This is a genomic window from Sinorhizobium sp. 7-81, from assembly GCF_030124405.1.
In the GTDB taxonomy this organism is placed as follows: domain Bacteria; phylum Pseudomonadota; class Alphaproteobacteria; order Rhizobiales; family Rhizobiaceae; genus Sinorhizobium; species Sinorhizobium psoraleae.
The window spans coordinates 1,307,201-1,326,048 of the sequence record NZ_JASKLT010000001.1 but is presented as its reverse complement, the minus strand read 5'-3'; the positions used below and the strand labels follow the sequence as shown (position 1 = coordinate 1,326,048).

Below are 18,848 nucleotides of genomic sequence, written 5' to 3'. Positions count from 1 at the left end.
AAAAGGCCGGTCTTCCTTGTTTTTCTGGCCAGGGGCGCAAGTGGGACACAGTCCCACGCCCCTTCCGGCACTTGATCAGTGCGCGATCGAAGCGCCCGCTTCGTCCTGCGAATCGACCGCTGCGACGGGCGAAGGCTGGTTCGCCGGATCCCATTCGATCGGTTCGGGGCGACGCGACAGGGCATGTTCGAGGACCTCGCCCATCCGCGAAACCGGGATGATTTCGAGGCTGTTCTTCACATTGTCCGGAATCTCGGCCAGATCCTTGGCATTCTCCTCGGGGATCAGCACCTTCTTGATACCGCCGCGCAGAGCCGCCAACAGCTTTTCCTTCAGGCCGCCGATCGGCAGCACGCGACCGCGCAAGGTGATCTCGCCGGTCATGGCGACATCCTTGGAGATCGGTATGCCGGTCATAACCGAGACGATGGCGGTCGCCATCGCGACACCAGCCGACGGTCCGTCCTTCGGCGTCGCACCTTCGGGCACATGCACGTGGATGTCACGCCGGTCGAAAAGCGGCGGCTCGATGCCGAAATCGATCGCACGCGAACGGACATAGGATGCCGCCGCCGAAATCGACTCCTTCATCACGTCGCGCAGGTTGCCGGTGACCGTCATGCGGCCCTTGCCGGGCATCATGACGCCCTCGATCGTCAGCAGTTCGCCGCCGACCTCGGTCCAAGCCAGTCCCGTGACCACCCCGACTTGGTCGTCGCGCTCGGCCTCGCCGTGGCGGAACCGCGGCACGCCGAGATAGTCGTTGACGTTCGCCGCCGTCACTTCGACCTTCTTGGTCTTACCCTTGAGGATCTCCGTCACAGCCTTTCGGGCGAGCTTCATCAGTTCGCGCTCGAAGTTGCGGACGCCGGCTTCACGCGTATAGGTCTGGATGACGGCCATCAGAGCATCGTCGGTCACCGAGAATTCCTTCGGCTGCAGAGCGTGGTCGCGTATCGCCTTCGGCAACAGGTGCCGCTTCGCAATCTCCAGCTTTTCCTCTTCGGTGTAACCGGCGATCCGGATCACCTCCATGCGGTCCATCAGCGGCGCCGGAATATTCAACGTATTCGCGGTGGTGATGAACATCACGCTGGAGAGGTCATATTCGACTTCCAGGTAGTGATCCATGAAGGTCGAGTTCTGTTCCGGATCGAGCACTTCCAGAAGCGCCGAGGACGGATCGCCGCGGAAGTCCTGGCCCATCTTGTCGATCTCGTCGAGCAAGAAGAGCGGGTTGGACTTCTTCGCCTTCTTCATCGACTGGACGACCTTGCCGGGCATAGAGCCGATATAGGTCCGACGGTGGCCGCGGATCTCAGCCTCGTCGCGAACGCCACCGAGTGCCATGCGGATATACTCGCGGCCCGTTGCCTTCGCGATCGACTTCGCGAGTGAGGTCTTGCCGACGCCGGGCGGGCCGACGAGGCACAGGATCGGTCCTTTGATCTTGGAGGAGCGTGCCTGTACCGCAAGGTACTCGACGATGCGTTCCTTGACCTTGTCCAAGCCGAAGTGATCGGTGTCGAGCACCTTCTCTGCGTGGTTGAGGTCGGTCTTGATCTTCGACTTCTTGCCCCAGGGCATGCCGAGCAGCCAGTCCAGATAGTTGCGCACGACCGTGGCTTCCGCCGACATCGGGCTCATCTGGCGCAGCTTCTTCAACTCCGCATCAGCCTTCTCGCGCGCCTCCTTGGAGAGCTTGGTCTTGGCAATGCGCTCTTCGATTTCGGCCATCTCGTCGCGGCCGTCCTCGCTGTCGCCAAGCTCCTTCTGGATCGCCTTCATCTGCTCGTTGAGATAGTACTCGCGCTGGGTCTTCTCCATCTGGCGCTTGACGCGCGAACGGATGCGCTTTTCGACCTGGAGAACCGAAATCTCGCCTTCCATGAAGCCGAGGGCCTTTTCGAGGCGCATCTTCACGCTCGTCGTCTCCAGCATTTCCTGCTTTTCGACGATCTTGATGGAGAGGTGCGATGCGACCGTGTCGGCAAGCTTCGAATAATCTTCGATCTGGCTTGCGACGCCGACGACCTCGGGAGAAATCTTCTTGTTGAGCTTTACATAGCTCTCGAACTCGGACACCACCGAGCGGCTCAACGCTTCAATCTCGACCGGATCTTCTTCCGGCTCGTGGAGCGCATTGGCCTGTGCTTCATAAAATTCCTCGCGCTCGGTATAACGATCGATCTCCGCGCGCGAGCGCCCTTCGACGAGAACCTTGACGGTGCCGTCGGGAAGCTTCAGCAACTGCAATACGTTGGCAATGGTTCCGACATGATAAATGGCGGACGGTTCCGGATCGTCATCGGTGGCGTTGATCTGGGTGGCAAGCATTATCTGCTTGTCCGTGCCCATAACCTCTTCCAGCGCGCGGATCGACTTCTCCCGCCCGACGAAGAGCGGCACGATCATGTGCGGGAAGACTACGATGTCACGCAGCGGCAGAACCGGATAGGTCGCGCTTTCAGTCGCCGAGGACGTTTTGTTCGTCATATCATTTCCTTTCCGTCCCGATTTCGGGCCCGTTCCCGGGAGCCCTACGGCACTCCCGGCTGTCATATTTTCTACATGAAAGTGGAGAGCAAGAGCGGCCTTTTCAAGGTACGGCGCAGCCTCCTCCTTCACGGATAGTTTCCGATCCCTATGCCAGGACGCTGTTGCGGACCTTGCGACGGGACGCTGAAACATCAACGACAGGCAGCAAACGAGCCTTCACTGAATCGTCGCATCATCGCGTTGTTGCCGCACTTTAGCAACAACCGTTTCATTAAATCGAACGGGCTGCGGCCGTATCTCAACAGCTATTGCACAATATGAAAAAGCCCGCACGTGGCGGGCTTTTTCAAACAATCGTGATGGCGCCGTTAGGCCGAAACGTTGGTCTTCTCTTCGGACCGCTCCGAATAGATGTAGAGGGGCCGCGCGGTTCCCTTGACTACCTCGTCCGAAATCACAACCTCGCGAACGCCTTCCAGCGTGGGCAGCTCGAACATCGTGTCGAGCAGGATCTTTTCCATGATCGAACGCAAACCGCGCGCGCCAGTCTTGCGCACGATGGCGCGCCGAGCGATTTCCCGCAGAGCGTCCTCGTGGAAGGTCAGTTCGACGTCCTCCATTTCGAACAGACGCTGATACTGCTTGACCAGAGCGTTCTTCGGTTCCGAAAGAATCTGGATCAATGCGTCCTCATCGAGATCCTCGAGCGTCGCCAGAACCGGCAGACGGCCGATGAACTCGGGGATAAGGCCAAACTTGACGAGATCTTCCGGCTCGAGCTCGCGCAATACCTCGCCGACGCGGCGATCTTCCGGAGCGCGGACGGTGGCGCCGAAGCCGATCGACGTCTTTTCACCGCGGGCCGAGATGATCTTGTCGAGGCCCGCAAACGCGCCACCGCAGATAAAGAGGATGTTGGTCGTGTCCACCTGCAGGAACTCCTGCTGCGGATGCTTGCGGCCGCCCTGCGGCGGCACGGACGCCACGGTTCCTTCCATGATCTTCAAGAGCGCCTGCTGCACGCCCTCACCCGAGACGTCGCGGGTGATCGAAGGATTGTCCGACTTGCGCGAAATCTTATCGACCTCGTCGATATAGACGATGCCGCGCTGCGCGCGCTCGACGTTGTAGTCGGCCGCTTGCAGCAGCTTCAAAATGATATTCTCGACGTCCTCACCGACGTAGCCCGCTTCCGTCAAGGTCGTTGCATCGGCCATAGTGAAGGGAACGTCGATGATCCGGGCCAGGGTCTGGGCCAGATACGTCTTGCCGCAGCCGGTCGGGCCAACAAGCATGATGTTCGACTTCGCCAGTTCCACGTCGCTGCTTTTGGCGGCATGCGCGAGGCGCTTGTAGTGGTTGTGCACGGCGACCGACAGGATGCGCTTGGCCTGTTGCTGACCGATGACGTATTCGTCGAGAACCTTGATGATTTCCTGCGGAGTCGGAACGCCATCGCGCGACTTGACCATCGAGGTCTTGTTCTCTTCGCGGATGATGTCCATGCAAAGTTCCACGCATTCATCGCAGATGAATACGGTCGGCCCTGCGATCAGCTTGCGAACCTCATGCTGGCTCTTGCCGCAAAACGAACAATAGAGGGTATTTTTCGAGTCACCGCCGTTGCTACCGCTGACCTTGCTCATTTCCACTTCCTTCCAGCACGCCGGACACCTTCGGAAAGATATCCCGGACCACTCAATCCGCCTTGCGTAAAAGCCCACCGCCCTTCGCAAGGTTCTTGGGAGTACTCACCGTACAGGCAAACGCCTGAATTTCGGCCGCAACGACTCTCCCGCCGAAACCCGACCGCTATGTTTCAAACTCCAACATAGCGCTTTGGTTCATATTAACGGCTTTACCCTGCCGATAAAGCCCCTTAGCAATTACAAATGTGTCACAATTGCATCGGTGGCGACACAAACGCTTGATGTCAAGCCGATTCGACGCCTTCGGCGGCCTCGCGCGACGTGATCACCTTGTCGATCAGCCCCCAGTCCAGAGCCTCGTCAGAACTCATGAAATGGTCGCGATCGAGCGTCTGTTCGACCTCTTCGTAGGTCCGTCCGCAGTGTTTGACATAGACCTCGTTCAGCCGGCGCTTCATCTTCAGAATGTCTTTTGCATGCCGCTCGATGTCGGATGCCTGACCCTGGAAGCCGCCGGAAGGCTGATGCACCATGATGCGGGAATTCGGCGTCGCAAAACGCATGTCCTTGTGGCCCGCCGCCAATAGCAGCGAACCCATGGATGCCGCCTGTCCGATGCAGAGTGTCGAGACCGCCGGCTTGATGAATTGCATCGTATCGTAGATCGCCATGCCGGCCGTCACGACGCCGCCGGGCGAGTTGATGTAGAGCGCGATTTCCTTCTTCGGGTTTTCAGCCTCGAGGAAAAGCAGCTGGGCGCAGACGAGCGTTGCCATATGATCTTCGACCGGGCCCGTCAGGAAGATGATCCGCTCCTTGAGCAGACGCGAATAGATATCGTAGGAACGTTCGCCGCGGTTGGTCTGCTCAACAACCATCGGCACCAACGCCATGGCCGTATCAACTGGATTTCTCATATCGAACCTTCATCAATCGGGCCCGCAATCCCTTCGCGGACCGGGAATCATCGGATAAGCCTCTACCCTTACATAGAGTGTCAATGCCCTTCACTTCAAGTCGCGAACATTCGATAGGCATAATGGTCGCGGGCTATCCGCCTCAAGGTCCGCTCTCCTGCACACGCCCTCCTTGCAGGATTGCTCACAGGCATTCCCAATGCGTCAGTAAACAATCGGTAAACCGCGCCCGCGCATGAAGAGCGCGCGCTTCAAAGTTGGGATTCCAGCGGCAAGAAGCGGATTGCGCCGGCAATCAACCGCCGAAGAATGCCGGCATCCGGCTCGCGCCGCAGCAATCTTTCCGTTCCATTCGTGCGATCGCGCCAGACCGGCCTGCCGTTCTCCAACCCCAGCCGATAGCTCGTCTCCGGCAAGGTCTCGTCGTCGAATATCGATTGCAGCTCTGCGGCCAGCGCCTCATCCGAGAACACGACACCCATCTCGGTGTTGAGCGAGGCGGAGCGCGGATCGAAATTCATCGAGCCCACATATCCGATCATCCCATCGATAACGAAGGCCTTGGTGTGCAGGCTCGCGTTGCGGGCGCCGAACAGCGACATGCGGTGACGGTCGATGAAATCGCCGCGTTCCTTGAGTTCGAAAAGATCGATCCCGCCGCGCAGTAGCCCTTTGCGATACTTCATATAGCCGCCATGCACGGCGGCGACGTCCGTCGCCGCGAGCGAATTCGTCAGCACCGCCACCTTCGCCCCCTTCCTGGCGAGAGCCGTCAGTTCGCGCGTTCCTTCGGCGCCCGGTATGAAATAGGGCGAGATGATGCGCAACTCGCGCTTGGTGGCATTGATCAGCGGAAAGAGTTCACGCAGCAGCCAATTCTGGCGCTTCTGCATCAGCGCCTTTTCAGGCGGATCGAAAGCGATACGGACATCGGCGCTCCGGTGGAGCGGTCGGCTGCCCCGAAAGCAACCCTTCTCAGCGACGGCCTTGCCTACCCGTTCCAGATAGAAACGCGCGGCGGCGGTGCGGGAAAGCGCATCGAGCGTTTCGCGCAGGGCCGGCAGATATTGCTTGCGCGGCGTGCGCAGCGCCGCGATCGGCAGGACGGAGGCGCTGTTCCAATAGCGATCGAACATCTCCGTCGCCTGATCGACGACCCGCCCTATCATCCAGACGTCCAGGTCGCGAAAGTTCGAAAGCTCGGCAGCGTCGAAATAAGCATCGCCAATATTGCGCCCGCCGGCGATCGCGAGCCGGCCGTCCGCTATCCAAAGCTTGTTGTGCATGCGGCGCGTTGCGCTGAAGGCGCGGATGGCCATTTCGAAACCCCGCCGAAAGCGGTCCCTTCGCGCGCGGCTTGGATTGAACAGGCGGACGTCTATATTCGGGTGCGCGTCAAGCGAGATGCACAGGCGGTCATGGATCCCTGCATTGATATCATCGAGCAGCAATCGAATGCGCACGCCGCGGTCGGCGGCCATGACGAGTTCGCGCGTCAGCAGAAAACCGGTCAGATCGTCCTTCCAGTAATAATATTGCAGGTCGAGGCTGCGCCCGGCTCGCCGCGCGGAGTGCGCTCTCGCGACAAAGGCCTCGATGCTGTCGGATATCAGCGCGACGCCGTTTTGATGGGGATGGTCGAGCAGGATCTGGCCGATATCCAGGTCGATCGCGGTTTCGTTCTCGGCGACGGGCAGTGCAAAGGATGGCTGCGCCTGGGGGCGGCGTCCGAGCCGTCCATAGATATAAAGGATCATCGCGCCGACGAGGGCGATCAGAACGGCAAGAGAGACCGCAAACCAGGGGATCATCGCACGCCGCCTCAGCCTGCTACGCCGAGCCCGTCCCAATCAGCTCGGCGCGAACCGGATCGTTATCGCTTTTGTGAGCCGCCTTCAGGTCAATCGAGGCCTTGACCGGCAGATGGTCCGAGGCAACGCGCGCCAGGGGTGTGTCGTGGACCGCCACGGACGTCACCAGATGATGCGGATTGCCAAGCACACGATCGAGCGGAAGAAGCGGAAAACGCGACGGAAAACTGGCGACGGCCGCGTGCGAAGGATCGAAGATCGGGCTCAGAAAACTGAGGGATGAACGCTTGCCCATGCGCCATTCGTTGAGATCGCCGATAAGCAGCGTCGGCCGCCCGACCCCATCGGCTGCGGCACGCAGAATGGCTTCGGCCTGCCGCGCCCGGGAGTGGCGCAACAGGCCGAGGTGAGCGGCGATCACCCGCAGCGGCCCGGCCTTGAGGTCGAGATCGACGACCAGGGCGCCGCGCGGCTCGACACCGGGCAGCTTCAACTGGCGGAGATCGGAAACCGCCCCTTCTCTCAGCAAGAGGACGTTGCCGTGCCAGCCGTGCCCCTTGGCTGAAAAGGGCGAGATCGGCACGGAAACCAGATGGGCCTCGCGCCGCAGGTGCTCGAGGTCGAGGAGCCCGGCGCGTTCGCCGAAACGCTGATCCGCTTCCTGCAGGGCGACGATATCCGCACCGATCTCGCTGATGACCTGGGCCGTGCGCGCCGGGTCAAACCGGCCGTCGGTCCCGACACATTTATGGATATTGTAGGAGGCTATGACGATGTCTCCGCGCTCCACCGCCGCATCGCGCCCAATAACCGTGGGCCGTCGTTTGCGGATCGCCGCAAGAATGCCCGCGGATAAACTGTTCTGTACTTTTGCCATGCCGCTCCCTGCTTGCTGCCGCATCATGCTCAAATAAGTCGCCCCGTGCCACTGAAAAAGCCCGGCTCCTGCATGTTGTTCCTTCCGTCGGATCGCGGGGCTCCCGTCGTGAGCCGCACGCACGTTCGCCGGCTGATTAGGCTTGCGGTACCTGCATCCGGCGCAATAGAGATGCAGATGAAGCAGCGAGCCTATCCTTACGTGAAGAGTTGAGTCATGCCTGTAATTCCCGGTATCTCCATCGACGGTTCCACCCGGCGCGTTTCTCTTGACGTTCGCAATCCGGATTTCTTCCGCAATCCGCTCCCCGCCTATGCAGCGCTGCATGCACAATGTCCCGCCTTCTTCTGGGAAGAGCCGCAGCAATGGTATTTTGCGGGCTACGACCAGGTGAACGGCCTTCTGCGCGACCGCCGTTTCGGCCGCCAGATCCTGCATGTCGCGACGCGCGAGGAACTCGGGATGCCAGAGCCGAAACCGCATCTGAAGGATTTCGATGCGCTGGAGGCACATTCGCTGCTGGAACTGGAGCCGCCGGCGCACACGCGGCTCAGGACGCTCGTCAACCGCGCTTTCGTGTCGCGGCAGATCGAGCAGCTGAGACCGGAGATCGAGGCGCTCTCGCACGCCGTCATCGATGGTTTTGAGAAGAACGGCGAGGTGGAATTGCTGAAGACCTACGCCGAGACGATCCCGGTGACGATCATCGCGCGCATGCTTGGTATTCCGGTGGAAGCGGCCCCTCGCCTCCTCGACTGGTCTCATCGCATGGTCCGGATGTACGTGTTCAATCCGACTTTCGAAACCGAGCTCGACGCCAATCAAGCGTCGGCGGAATTCGCCGCCTACCTGACAGACATCATCGCTGAAAAGCGCGCCAATCCGGCCGACGATCTGTTAACGCATATGATCACGTCCGAAAAGGACGGGGAACGACTGTCGGACGCCGAACTGATCTCGACAGCGGTCCTGCTCTTGAATGCCGGCCATGAGGCGACGGTCCACCAGATCGGCAATGCGGTGCGGACGATCCTGCAATCGGGTCTTTCCCCCATTGAACTCTTCGCAAATGAGCAAACGAGCGAACGGACCATCGAAGAATGCCTCCGCTTCGCGGCACCGCTGCATATCTTCCAGCGCTATGCGCTTGCAGATATCGAGCTCGAGGATAGCATCACCCTGAAGAAGGGCGACAAAATCGGACTAATGCTGGGTGCAGCCAATGTAGACCCGCGGAAGTTCTCGGCGCCCGATACGTTCAAACCCGACCGGGACGAGGGCCCCAATGTTTCGTTCGGTGCGGGTCTGCACTTCTGTATAGGCGCGCCGCTGGCGCGGCTCGAACTCAGGCTTTCCCTGCCGATCCTTTTTCAGCGTCTGCCGGGGATGCGGCTCAAGCACGAGCCGCATGTCAAGGACAGCTTCCATTTTCACGGTCTGGAGCGCCTGGATCTCGTCTGGTAGACGGCTCAGACGGCCTCGGCGCGCTGCACCCCGTAGCGTTCCGCCGGTCGATCGCGGGAGAGATTGGGCGCGAGTACCATGCGCGCCCGGAAGAGCGCCAGCATTATGACGATGTTCTTGCGCCAAACGGCCTCAAAATCTCCCTGCTACAGCCGGATAACATAGTCCTTGCGAGTCGTTTCAACGACTTCCCAGGTTCCCTTGAAACCGGGCCTGAGAATCATGCTGTCGCCGGCTCTGAGGTGGACGGACTCCTGCCCCTCCTCGGTTACGATCGAATGGCCGGACAGAACGTGGAAATATTCCCATTCGTCGTAGACGATCCGCCACTTTCCGGGCGTCGCCTCCCAGATGCCTGCGTAGAGGCCACCATCCGTCTCCTCCAAGTTCCAGGTGCGAAACTGCGGGTTTCCGGAAATCAGCCGGTCAGGCGCCGGCGCTCCAATTTCCGCTTCTGCAGAAGACAGATCGAACTTCAAGAAACTGCTCATGATGCACCTATCTGGCAAACGCGCCTGAACGCCGCGTCGCGCCTTTCTCAGATCATTGCCAGGGACTGGTCAAGGTCGGCGATGATGTCGGCGACGTCCTCGATGCCGATCGAGAGGCGGATGACGTCGGGCCCGGCACCTGCTGCGACCTGCTGCTCCGGCGTCAGCTGGCGATGGGTGGTCGACGCAGGATGAATGACGAGCGACCGCGTATCGCCGATATTGGCGAGGTGCGAGAACAATTCGAGCCCCTCGACAAAGCGTTTTCCGGCCTCGTAGCCGCCCTTGAGACCGAAGGTAAAGACGGCGCCCGCTCCCTTCGGTGAATAGCGTTTCTGTAGCGCGTTGTTCTGATCATCATCCAGACCGGAATAGCGAACCCAGGATACCTTGTCGTGCTCCCTCAGCCATTTCGCTGCGGCCAGCGCATTGTCGCAATGGCGCTGCATCCTGAGCGGCAATGTCTCGATGCCGGTCAGGATCATGAAGGCGTTGAAGGGCGAGATCGCCGGCCCGAAGTCACGCAGGCCGAGCACGCGCGCCGCGATCGCGAAGGCGAAGTTGCCGAAGACTTCGTGCAGCACGACACCGGCATATTCCGGACGCGGCTCGGAAAGAAGTGGATACTTGCCCGATTTCGACCAGTCGAAGGTGCCGCCATCGACGATGATCCCGCCCATCGAATTGCCGTGGCCGCCGATGAACTTGGTCAGCGAGTGAACGACGATGTCTGCGCCATGCTCCAGCGGTCGAAGCAGGTAGGGCGTCGCCATCGTATTGTCGACGATCAGCGGCAAATCGTGTCTGCGCGCCACCTCGGCGATCGCCTCGATATCGACGAAGGTACCCCCGGGATTGGCGAGGCTTTCGATGAATATTCCCTTTGTCCGCTCATCGATCTTGGCATCGAAACTTGCAGGATCCGCGCAGTCCGCCCAGCGAACCTGCCAGTCGAACGATTTGAAGGCATGGCCGAACTGGTTGACGGAGCCGCCATAGAGCTGCTTTGCAGCGACGAAGTTGTCGCCCGGCCGCATGATCGTATGAAAGACCAGGAGTTGTGCGGCATGTCCCGAGGCGACCGCGAGTGCCGCCGTGCCCCCTTCGAGCGCGGCGATGCGCTCCTCCAGCACCGCTTGCGTCGGGTTCATGATGCGGGTGTAGATGTTGCCGAACTGCTGCAGGCCGAAGAGTGCGGCAGCGTGATCGGTATCGTCGAAAACGAAGCTCGTCGTCTGGTAGATCGGCGTGACGCGCGCGCCCGTTGTCGGGTCGGGTTGCGCCCCGGCGTGAATTGCAAGCGTGCTGAAACCCGGGCCCGCCTTCGTCATTCATTCCTCCTGAACCACCATTTAGCCGATAAGGCGCGGATATTCGATCGCGGGACAGCGGTCCATGACGACCTTGATCCCGGCGCCCTCCGCCCTGGCCGCGGCCTTGTCGTCGCGAACGGACAGCTGTCCCCAGATCACCTTCGGCAACGAGGGGAGCTCGAGGATTTCGTCGACGAGCGCTGGCAGCGCGTGGGCGGCGCGGAAGACGTCGACCATGTCGATCGGCTCCTTTATATCGGCGAGCCTCGCCACGACCGGCTGGTCAAGGATCGTCCTGCCGGCTTGGCCCGGATTGACCGGGATCACGCGATATCCCTTGCGCAGCAGGAAGGCCATCACGCGGTGACTCGGCCGCTCGGCCTTCGGCGAGGCGCCGACCAGCGCGATAGTCTTCGTCGTGCGCAGGATGTCGGCGAGATAATAGTCCGGGTAGGCGTCGTGATTCATGCTGGGCACATCCAAGGGTCATTCACATGCGTGGATACTTGGCCTCGCACGCCGACAAGTCAACCGAAGCGGGCAGGATCGGTCGCCATTTCAACAATGGTCCCGACATTTGACCATCGGTTGATGGAATCTGGTTGCATTTCGTCCAGCACAGCTCCACAACCCCCAAGCGTCCCACATCGTCCCGCCGAGGTTACCTTGCCACTTGACGTTATCGTGCTTGTCCTTTTCGGGGCGCTTCTGCACGCAACCTGGAACGCACTCGTCAAGGCGGGCTCGGAAAAGTCGCTGGACGCCGCCATGATTGCGCTCGGCGCGGCGGCCGTGGCCGTGCCTTTCCTGCCTTTCCTACCGCTCCCCACATCCCGAGCGTGGCCCTTTATCCTGGCTTCGGCAGTCTTCCAGTTCGTCTATTTCCAGCTGGTTGCGGCATCCTATCGTGCCGGCGACATCGGTCTCGTCTATCCACTGATGCGCGGCGTCGCACCGCTCATCGTCGCCGCGACGAGCAGCATCATTGTCGGCGAGGAACTGAGCAGCGGGGCCGTCGCCGGCATCATGACGATCTGCGCCGGTGTGCTGACGCTCGCCTTCGAATCCCGCAAGGGCGGCAAACACGCGATGCTGCTGGCACTCGCCAATGCCTGCGTGATTGCGTGCTACACCTATGTCGACGGCATCGGGGCACGGATTTCCGGCAATGCCATTTCCTATACGCTGTGGATGGCGTTGCTGCCGCCGGTGCTTCTCTTCACCTGGGCGTTCATCCGGCGCGGGGTGAAACCGGTCTTGCGGCATGTCCGCCAGCACTGGTGGCGCGGGCTGATCGGCGGGGCTGGATCGCTCGGCGCCTACGGCCTCGCGCTCTGGGCCATGACCAAGGCGCCGGTTGCTACGGTCGCGGCGCTCCGGGAAACGTCGATCCTCTTCGCGGTCGTGATCTCTATCGTCTTCCTCAAGGAGCGGGTCAGCGTCTGGCGGATCGCCGCCGCTTCCGTCATAGCGCTCGGCGCCCTGCTCCTCAGACTTGCTTGACGATCAGTCCTCTTTCCATTCCGGCATGCGCTTGCCGAGAAAGGCTCCGATGCCCTCTTCCGCATCGCCGGCAAGCATGTTCTCGACCATCACGCCGACAGCATAATCATAGGCGTCGGCCAACGGCATTTCGGCTTGCCGATAGAAAGCTTCCTTGCCGATTTTCAGTGCCTGCGGCGACTTCGAGGCGATGATGGCGGCGTATTTGTCGACTACCTGGCGCAGATACTGCTGCGGCACGATGCGATTGACGAGCCCGAAATCCTTGGCCGTGGCGGCATCGATCGTCTCGCCCGTCAACAGCATCTCCATTGCCTGCTTGCGGTGCGCCGCGCGCGAGAGCGCCACCATCGGCGTCGAACAGAACAGACCGATGTTCACGCCGGGCGTGCAGAACGTCGAACTGTCGGTGCAGATCGCCAGATCGCAGCTTGCCACCAGCTGGCAGCCGGCAGCCGTCGCCAAACCGTCGATCTCGGCGATTACCGCTTGCGGTAGCCGGGTGATCTTCAGCATAAGGTCTGCAGCAAGCCGGATCGTGCGCTCGAAAAAGGCCCGGCCGCGATCTTCGTCGGCGCGGTGCAAGGTCATCTCCTTGAGATCATGGCCGGCGGAGAAGAGCTTGCCCGCGGCCGCAATCACGATCACCTTGATGTCCTTCGAGGAGGCGGCCGCCCCGAGCTCTGTCAGAAGCGCTTCCATCAGGGCGATCGAAAGGACATTCGCCGGCTGATTGTTGAGCGTCAGCCGCAGGACCGGGCCGTTTGCCTCGCGCAGCAGCAAGCCGTTCGGTTCTTCCTTCCTGAATGAGACGACGTCCGCCATGACCTTCTCCGAATGGTATCCGTGGATGACGCGTGGTACGCCGCCGTGGCCGCTCTTTCAACCCTAAGACCATTTTCCGGCTTGCACGATCGGCACGAAGAGCCTGTAACGAGGACATGAAAGAGGAGGATAGCGATGAAGCTGCAGCCTATCATGACAGTCGAAGAGTTAAACAGCTTCCTCGATACCGACTTTCCGCAGGTCCATACGGACGGAAAGGTTTTTGCCGTGACCGCTACCGGGCCGGGTTTTGCAACGATGCGGCTCGATCCGAACGAACGCCATATTCGCCCCGGCGGCACGGTGTCCGGGCCGACGTTGTTCGCTCTTGCCGACGTATCCGCCTACATCGCACTGATTGCGCATATCGGCCCGATTGCTCTTGCCGTCACCACGAACCTCAACATCAACTTCCTGAGAAAACCGGAGCCGGAGCCGCTCGAATGCACCTGCCGGATCCTGAAACTCGGCAAACGGCTTGCCGTCCTCGACGCTTCGATAACGCCCGTCGGTGGGGAGGAACTGGTTGCCCACGCAACCGCGACTTACTCGATTCCGCCGCGTTAGCTTGTGGTATCGTACCACCACACATCTAACCAATTGATTTTTCGACACATTCTTTCAAGCCTCGCAAGAAGACACCCTTGACGGCTTTTTCACACTTCCGTATAAGCTGCGCTCAGATCGCGGTCCCCGTCGGGCCGCCTTCTTTTTTGGCCCGCCCTGCGGGTCAAACCAAGCAACAAGAAAAGCCCGGCGCTATGCTTCCGGGTCCAACGAAAGAGTTTAGATATGGCAACCTTCGTTCAGAAGCCTGCAGAGGTGGAGAAGAAGTGGATCATCATCGATGCCGAAGGCCTCGTTGTCGGTCGCCTCGCTTCCATCATCGCAAACCGCCTGCGTGGCAAGCACAAAGCCACGTTCACGCCGCATGTTGACGATGGCGACAACGTCATCGTGATCAATGCCGAGAAGGCCGTCCTCACCGGCAAGAAGTACACCGACAAGAAGTACTACTGGCACACCGGCTATCCCGGCGGTATCAAGGAGCGCACCGCGCGCCAGATCATCGAGGGCCGCTTCCCGGAGCGCGTCATCGAGAAGGCCGTTGAGCGCATGGTTCCGCGCGGCCCGCTCGGCCGTCGTCAGATGAAGAACCTGCGTGTCTACGCCGGCTCCAACCACCCGCATGAAGCACAGCAGCCGACCGTCCTGGACGTCGCCAAGCTGAATAGCAAGAACACAAGGAGCGCCTGATAATGGCTGACCTTTCCGCTCTCAAGGATATCGCCACGACCGCGGAACCGGCTGCTCCGGTTCACGTCAAGAAGGTCGACGCGCAGGGCCGCTCCTACGCGACCGGCAAGCGCAAGGACGCCGTTGCCCGCGTTTGGGTCAAGCCCGGCTCCGGCAAGATCACCATCAACGGCAAGCCCTATGTGGCTTACTTCGCCCGTCCGGTTCTGCAGATGATCCTGCAGCAGCCGATCGTCGCCGCTGCCCGTGACGGCCAGTTCGACATCGACGCGACCGTCGCCGGTGGTGGTCTCTCCGGCCAGGCCGGTGCCGTTCGCCACGGCATTGCCAAGGCCCTCACCTACTTCGAACCGGGCCTGCGCTCCGTTCTGAAGCGCGGTGGCTTCCTCACCCGCGACAGCCGCGTGGTCGAGCGCAAGAAGTACGGCCGTGCAAAGGCACGCCGTTCGTTCCAGTTCTCCAAGCGTTAATCGCTGGCAGTTACCGCATTTCCAAGGCCGGGCATGTCCCGGCCTTTTTTCGTTGCTTCATTTCAAGGGTCAGATCGGCAATTCCGTGGTCGACTTGAGCTCCCTCAGTACGAAGCTCGACACCACCGTTCGCACATGCGGATTGCGCATCAGGTAGCGCGTCATGAACGCGTCATAGCTTTCCACATCCGCCGCCCGGATCTTCAGCATGTAGTCGAACGTGCCGGAGAGCGCGTAACATTCCATGATTTCCGGCCTGTCCCTGACCACGGCCGAGAAAGAGGCGATCGCCTCGTCATGGTGATCCTCGAGCGTCACATGGGCGATGATGCAGAGCTTCAGATCCAGCTTTGCCGGATCAAGCAGCGCCACGCGTTTGCGGATCACGCCATCGGCCTCGAGTTCCTGCAGCCGGCGCCAGGCCGAGCTTTGCGACATCCCGGCCTTTTCCGCCAGCTCCGCGAGCGACTGGCCGCCGTCAGCCTGGATCAAGCGAAGCAATCGACGCAACGGTTGGAACGTTTCCTTCAAATCTGACGGCATTTCGAAATTTCCTCCCGTCAGGAAGCCGGCAACCGGCAACTGTGAAACAAATACTCAGCCCGTTGGGGATACAATTGCAACAGCAATCTGTTCTGACGAATGAGGAGACGTCATGACCAAGCAAAGCACCTACACCGCGAAGCTGCCGGAACCGGACGGCACCTATCTCTATACACCGGAGGAGGATGCGGTCTGGGGCGAACTCTATCGGCGGCAAATGAAGCTGCTTGCCGATAAGGCATGCGACGAATATCTCGAAGGCGTGAGGACCCTCGGCCTCAAGCCGGACCATGTCCCCCAACTCAAGGACGTTAACGCGAGGCTCGCCGAAACCACGGGCTTCGGCGTCGAGGGCGTGCCGGCGCTCATTCCGCCTTCACGTTTCTACGAACTGCTGTCGCAGGGCAAGTTCCCGCTCGCGACCTTCATGCGCCGGCGGGAGCACATCGACTATATCGAGGAACCGGACCTTTTCCACGAGGTCTTCGGCCATTGTCCGCTGCTGACCAACCAGAGCTACGCCAATTTCGTCCGGCGCTTCGGCCAGAAGGCGGTCAAGCTCGGCAAGGACTATTCGTGGCACCTGTTCCGCTTCTTCTGGTTCACAGTGGAGTTCGGCCTGATCAACACACCGAAGGGCCGGCGCTGCTACGGCGCAGGTATCGTCTCGTCAACGAGCGAGACGCGCCATGCCATGGAGACGATGGACTGCGAATTCCGCCCCTTCGACCTGATGAGCGTTCTTCGGACGCCCTATCGCATCGATATCGTCCAGCCGATCTACTATGTCATCGACAGCTTCGCCCAGCTCGAGACGATTATTGAGGAGGACATCACGGCTCGGATCAATGAAGCCAAGAGGCTTGGTGATTTTGCGCCGACCTTCGAGGCCAAGGCATCCTGAGGGGCTGCCCTACTGCATGTGTCCGTAAATCGCACCCGGTTTACGGACGGAAACATGCAGCAACTCAAAGTGCTACAGCGTCCTTGGCGCGTCCGACGCGCGGCGCTGTAGAATGCACATGATTTTGCCGGCAAGCTATTGCCTTGCCGGCATTGATTGTCCAACGTCCCGCCGATCTGGCGGGAGACGGGAATGGCAAACAAGACAATCGACCACGCGATTACGGCAAGATCACTTACGTCGGCGGCGTCCGATCCGACCCATGCCGGCATGCTTTCGTTCATGCGGCGGAAATACACCAAGAAGCTGAAGGGCGTGGATACCGTCGTCTGGGGCATTCCCTTCGACGCAGCGACCTCCAATCGTCCCGGCGCCCGTTTCGGACCGCAGGCGATACGCCGAGCCTCCGCCATCTTCGACAACGATCCGCAATATCCGTTCGAGCGTGATCTCTTTGCCGACATGGCGACGATCGACTATGGCGACTGCCTGCTCGACTACGGCGATCATACCAGAACGCCCGCAACGATCGAGCGTGAGGCGGCGAAGATCCTGAAGTCCGGCGCCTATCTGCTGACGCTCGGTGGCGACCATTTCGTCACCTATCCCGTGCTCAAGGCTCACGCCGCCCTGCATGGCCCCCTCGCCCTCGCTCAGTTCGACGCCCATCAGGATACCTGGCCCGACGAGAAAGGCCGCATCGACCATGGCTCATTCGTCGGCCGCGCCGCGCGCGAGGGGTTGATCGACGCCGAGCGTTCGATCCAGATCGGTATCAGGACCCATGCTCCCGAGGATTGCGGCATCAGGATCGTCTATGGCTACGAGGTCGAGGAGATGCGCGCCGAGGAGATTGCCGAGACAATCGTCCGACATGTCGGCAGCAAGCCGGCCTATCTGACATTCGACATCGATTGCCTCGACCCGGCCTATGCACCCGGCACGGGTACACCGGTCGCCGGCGGTCCTTCGAGCGCGAAGATCCTCTCGGTGTTGCGCAAGCTCGGTGCCCTCCACATCGTCGGTAGCGACGTGGTCGAGGTGGCGCCCGCCTATGACCATGCCGACATGACCGCCATTGCTGGCTCGACGATCGCCATGTATATGCTGGGCCTGCGTGCCGAATGGCTCGCGGAAAGGCGCGGCTGATTTCGCAGCGACCGCTACAGCGCCGCGCGTCTGACCAGACGCGCAAAGGACGCTGTAGCACTTTGATCGCTGCATGTTTTTATCCTTAAAATCGGATACGATCTAAGGAAACATGCAGTAAGAAATTGATTCAATTCTATGCCAGACTGATTCCGGAAATTTCCGTAACCGTCTGCAGGAACAGGTAAATCATGAAACCGAAGATCTTCATCGATGGCGAACATGGCACCACCGGGCTGCAGATCCGCACCCGTATGGCTGGCCGTACGGATGTCGAACTGCTGTCGATCCCGGAAGCGGAGCGCCGCAACGCAGCGATGCGCGAAGACCTGCTCAACGATGCCGACATCGCCATTCTGTGCCTGCCTGACGACGCATCGCGCGAGGCAGTGTCGATGGTCGCCGGCAACAATCGCGTACGCATCATCGACACGTCGACAGCGCATCGTGTCGCGCCCGACTGGGCCTATGGTTTCGCCGAAATGGACAAGGCGCAGCCGGCCAAGATCCGCGAAGCACGCCATGTCGCCAACCCAGGCTGCTACCCGACAGGCGCCATCGGCCTGATCCGGCCGCTGCGCCAGGCCGGCATCCTGCCGGACGGCTACCCGGTTACCGTCAATGCGGTCTCCGGCTATACCGGCGGCGGCAAGCAGATGATTGCGCAGATGGAGGACGAGAAGAACCCGGACCACATCAGCGCGCCGCATTTCCTCTACGGGCTCACGCTGAAGCACAAGCACGTGCCGGAAATGAAGATGCACGGCCTGCTCGAACGCGCTCCAATCTTCTCGCCGTCGGTCGGTAAATTCCCGCAAGGCATGATCGTGCAAGTGCCGCTGTATCTCGATGATCTTGCCGCCGGCGCGACACTAGAAAGCATCCATGCAGCACTCGTCGAGCACTATGCCGGCCAGTCGATCGTCGAGGTCGCTCCGCTTGCCGAAAGCGCGCAACTCGCCCGTATCGACGCGACGGAGCTTGCCGGCAAGGACACGATGAAGCTCTTCGTCTTCGGCACGAGCGGCGGCACGCACGTCAATCTCGTCGCCGTGCTCGACAATCTCGGTAAGGGCGCCTCGGGCGCAGCGGTCCAGAACATGGACCTGATGCTTTCGGCCTGACAGGACAAAAAAGAACCCCCGGCACGTTCCAGCGCCGCGGGTTTTTCTTTGA

18 protein-coding genes are annotated in these 18,848 nt (G+C 60.6%); 8 read left to right on the top strand and 10 right to left on the bottom strand.

Annotated elements, in window-relative coordinates:
- Nucleotides 1–75: 75 nt before the first annotated feature.
- The 5 genes from lon to QN224_RS06345 form a co-directional block, all read right to left on the bottom strand.
- Nucleotides 76–2,496, bottom strand: a complete 2,421-nt coding sequence (gene lon, locus QN224_RS06365; protein ID WP_283975957.1) for an endopeptidase La — start codon at nt 2,494–2,496, stop codon at nt 76–78.
- A 371-nt stretch (nt 2,497–2,867) separates the two neighbouring features.
- Nucleotides 2,868–4,145: an ATP-dependent Clp protease ATP-binding subunit ClpX gene (gene clpX, locus QN224_RS06360; protein ID WP_136504267.1), complete on the bottom strand. Its 1,278-nt coding sequence runs from the start codon at nt 4,143–4,145 to the stop codon at nt 2,868–2,870.
- A 287-nt stretch (nt 4,146–4,432) separates the two neighbouring features.
- On the bottom strand, nt 4,433–5,065 hold the full coding sequence (clpP, locus tag QN224_RS06355; RefSeq protein ID WP_173512527.1) for an ATP-dependent Clp endopeptidase proteolytic subunit ClpP: 633 nt from the start codon (nt 5,063–5,065) through the stop codon (nt 4,433–4,435).
- A 251-nt stretch (nt 5,066–5,316) separates the two neighbouring features.
- The gene (locus tag QN224_RS06350) at nt 5,317–6,876 is read right to left on the bottom strand and encodes a phospholipase D family protein (RefSeq protein ID WP_283975956.1); all 1,560 of its coding nucleotides are present in this window, start codon (nt 6,874–6,876) and stop codon (nt 5,317–5,319) included.
- Between the two features lie 19 nt (nt 6,877–6,895).
- Complete coding sequence (locus QN224_RS06345; RefSeq protein ID WP_173510282.1) at nt 6,896–7,753, bottom strand: endonuclease/exonuclease/phosphatase family protein; 858 nt, start codon at nt 7,751–7,753, stop codon at nt 6,896–6,898.
- Nucleotides 7,754–7,969: 216 nt separating this feature from the next.
- On the opposite strand from QN224_RS06345, the gene QN224_RS06340 reads away from it, so the two are divergent.
- Nucleotides 7,970–9,217, top strand: coding sequence for a cytochrome P450 (locus QN224_RS06340; protein ID WP_283975955.1), 1,248 nt, complete (start codon nt 7,970–7,972; stop codon nt 9,215–9,217).
- A 146-nt stretch (nt 9,218–9,363) separates the two neighbouring features.
- Here QN224_RS06340 and QN224_RS06335 read toward each other — a convergent pair whose 3' ends face one another.
- The 3 genes from QN224_RS06335 to QN224_RS06325 are packed head-to-tail and all read right to left on the bottom strand — an operon-like array spanning nt 9,364 to nt 11,489.
- On the bottom strand, nt 9,364–9,708 hold the full coding sequence (locus QN224_RS06335; protein ID WP_283975954.1) for a cupin domain-containing protein: 345 nt from the start codon (nt 9,706–9,708) through the stop codon (nt 9,364–9,366).
- A 47-nt stretch (nt 9,709–9,755) separates the two neighbouring features.
- Nucleotides 9,756–11,039, bottom strand: coding sequence for an O-acetylhomoserine aminocarboxypropyltransferase (locus tag QN224_RS06330; protein ID WP_283975953.1), 1,284 nt, complete (start codon nt 11,037–11,039; stop codon nt 9,756–9,758).
- Nucleotides 11,040–11,060: 21 nt separating this feature from the next.
- Nucleotides 11,061–11,489 (bottom strand): CoA-binding protein, encoded by a 429-nt coding sequence (locus tag QN224_RS06325; protein ID WP_283975952.1) that lies wholly within the window; start codon nt 11,487–11,489, stop codon nt 11,061–11,063.
- A 198-nt stretch (nt 11,490–11,687) separates the two neighbouring features.
- Between QN224_RS06325 and QN224_RS06320 the strand changes: the two genes are divergently transcribed.
- Entirely contained in the window at nt 11,688–12,524 is an 837-nt protein-coding gene (locus tag QN224_RS06320) for an EamA family transporter (protein ID WP_283975951.1), read from the top strand.
- 3 nt (nt 12,525–12,527) lie between these two features.
- Here QN224_RS06320 and QN224_RS06315 read toward each other — a convergent pair whose 3' ends face one another.
- The gene (locus tag QN224_RS06315; RefSeq protein ID WP_269276635.1) at nt 12,528–13,349 is read right to left on the bottom strand and encodes an enoyl-CoA hydratase; all 822 of its coding nucleotides are present in this window, start codon (nt 13,347–13,349) and stop codon (nt 12,528–12,530) included.
- A 135-nt stretch (nt 13,350–13,484) separates the two neighbouring features.
- Between QN224_RS06315 and QN224_RS06310 the strand changes: the two genes are divergently transcribed.
- The 3 genes from QN224_RS06310 (at nt 13,485) to rpsI (ending at nt 15,076) form a co-directional block, all read left to right on the top strand.
- Nucleotides 13,485–13,916 carry a PaaI family thioesterase gene (locus QN224_RS06310; protein WP_269276637.1) on the top strand — a complete coding sequence of 144 codons (432 nt, stop codon included), beginning with the start codon at nt 13,485–13,487 and terminating at the stop codon, nt 13,914–13,916.
- A gap of 225 nt (nt 13,917–14,141) precedes the next feature.
- Entirely contained in the window at nt 14,142–14,606 is a 465-nt protein-coding gene (gene rplM, locus QN224_RS06305; protein ID WP_173510290.1) for a 50S ribosomal protein L13, read from the top strand.
- Between the two features lie 2 nt (nt 14,607–14,608).
- Nucleotides 14,609–15,076, top strand: a complete 468-nt coding sequence (gene rpsI, locus QN224_RS06300) for a 30S ribosomal protein S9 (RefSeq protein ID WP_173510291.1) — start codon at nt 14,609–14,611, stop codon at nt 15,074–15,076.
- 69 nt (nt 15,077–15,145) lie between these two features.
- Here the strand turns inward: rpsI and QN224_RS06295 are convergent, their stop codons facing one another.
- The gene (locus tag QN224_RS06295; protein WP_173510292.1) at nt 15,146–15,619 is read right to left on the bottom strand and encodes an Lrp/AsnC family transcriptional regulator; all 474 of its coding nucleotides are present in this window, start codon (nt 15,617–15,619) and stop codon (nt 15,146–15,148) included.
- A 112-nt stretch (nt 15,620–15,731) separates the two neighbouring features.
- Between QN224_RS06295 and QN224_RS06290 the strand changes: the two genes are divergently transcribed.
- The 3 genes from QN224_RS06290 (at nt 15,732) to argC (ending at nt 18,796) form a co-directional block, all read left to right on the top strand.
- Nucleotides 15,732–16,523, top strand: coding sequence for a phenylalanine 4-monooxygenase (locus QN224_RS06290; protein ID WP_269276641.1), 792 nt, complete (start codon nt 15,732–15,734; stop codon nt 16,521–16,523).
- Between the two features lie 192 nt (nt 16,524–16,715).
- Nucleotides 16,716–17,672, top strand: a complete 957-nt coding sequence (gene speB, locus QN224_RS06285; RefSeq protein ID WP_283975950.1) for an agmatinase — start codon at nt 16,716–16,718, stop codon at nt 17,670–17,672.
- 191 nt (nt 17,673–17,863) lie between these two features.
- Nucleotides 17,864–18,796 carry an N-acetyl-gamma-glutamyl-phosphate reductase gene (gene argC / locus QN224_RS06280; RefSeq protein WP_283975949.1) on the top strand — a complete coding sequence of 311 codons (933 nt, stop codon included), beginning with the start codon at nt 17,864–17,866 and terminating at the stop codon, nt 18,794–18,796.
- The last annotated feature ends 52 nt before the right edge of the window (nt 18,797–18,848 follow it).

What these genes read in the sequence shown, in the direction of transcription:
- QN224_RS06310 (WP_269276637.1), top strand. Translation starts at nt 13,485, where the DNA reads ATGAAGCTGCAGCCTATCATGACAGTCGAAGAGTTAAACAGCTTCCTC.
- QN224_RS06330 (WP_283975953.1), bottom strand. Translation starts at nt 11,039, where the DNA reads ATGACGAAGGCGGGCCCGGGTTTCAGCACGCTTGCAATTCACGCCGGG.
- speB (WP_283975950.1), top strand. Translation starts at nt 16,716, where the DNA reads ATGGCAAACAAGACAATCGACCACGCGATTACGGCAAGATCACTTACG.
- clpP (WP_173512527.1), bottom strand. Translation starts at nt 5,065, where the DNA reads ATGAGAAATCCAGTTGATACGGCCATGGCGTTGGTGCCGATGGTTGTT.
- QN224_RS06325 (WP_283975952.1), bottom strand. Translation starts at nt 11,489, where the DNA reads ATGAATCACGACGCCTACCCGGACTATTATCTCGCCGACATCCTGCGC.
- lon (WP_283975957.1), bottom strand. Translation starts at nt 2,496, where the DNA reads ATGACGAACAAAACGTCCTCGGCGACTGAAAGCGCGACCTATCCGGTT.
- QN224_RS06350 (WP_283975956.1), bottom strand. Translation starts at nt 6,876, where the DNA reads ATGATCCCCTGGTTTGCGGTCTCTCTTGCCGTTCTGATCGCCCTCGTC.
- clpX (WP_136504267.1), bottom strand. Translation starts at nt 4,145, where the DNA reads ATGAGCAAGGTCAGCGGTAGCAACGGCGGTGACTCGAAAAATACCCTC.
- QN224_RS06290 (WP_269276641.1), top strand. Translation starts at nt 15,732, where the DNA reads ATGACCAAGCAAAGCACCTACACCGCGAAGCTGCCGGAACCGGACGGC.
- QN224_RS06335 (WP_283975954.1), bottom strand. Translation starts at nt 9,708, where the DNA reads ATGAGCAGTTTCTTGAAGTTCGATCTGTCTTCTGCAGAAGCGGAAATT.
- QN224_RS06340 (WP_283975955.1), top strand. Translation starts at nt 7,970, where the DNA reads ATGCCTGTAATTCCCGGTATCTCCATCGACGGTTCCACCCGGCGCGTT.
- rplM (WP_173510290.1), top strand. Translation starts at nt 14,142, where the DNA reads ATGGCAACCTTCGTTCAGAAGCCTGCAGAGGTGGAGAAGAAGTGGATC.
- QN224_RS06295 (WP_173510292.1), bottom strand. Translation starts at nt 15,619, where the DNA reads ATGCCGTCAGATTTGAAGGAAACGTTCCAACCGTTGCGTCGATTGCTT.
- QN224_RS06345 (WP_173510282.1), bottom strand. Translation starts at nt 7,753, where the DNA reads ATGGCAAAAGTACAGAACAGTTTATCCGCGGGCATTCTTGCGGCGATC.
- QN224_RS06315 (WP_269276635.1), bottom strand. Translation starts at nt 13,349, where the DNA reads ATGGCGGACGTCGTCTCATTCAGGAAGGAAGAACCGAACGGCTTGCTG.
- rpsI (WP_173510291.1), top strand. Translation starts at nt 14,609, where the DNA reads ATGGCTGACCTTTCCGCTCTCAAGGATATCGCCACGACCGCGGAACCG.
- argC (WP_283975949.1), top strand. Translation starts at nt 17,864, where the DNA reads ATGAAACCGAAGATCTTCATCGATGGCGAACATGGCACCACCGGGCTG.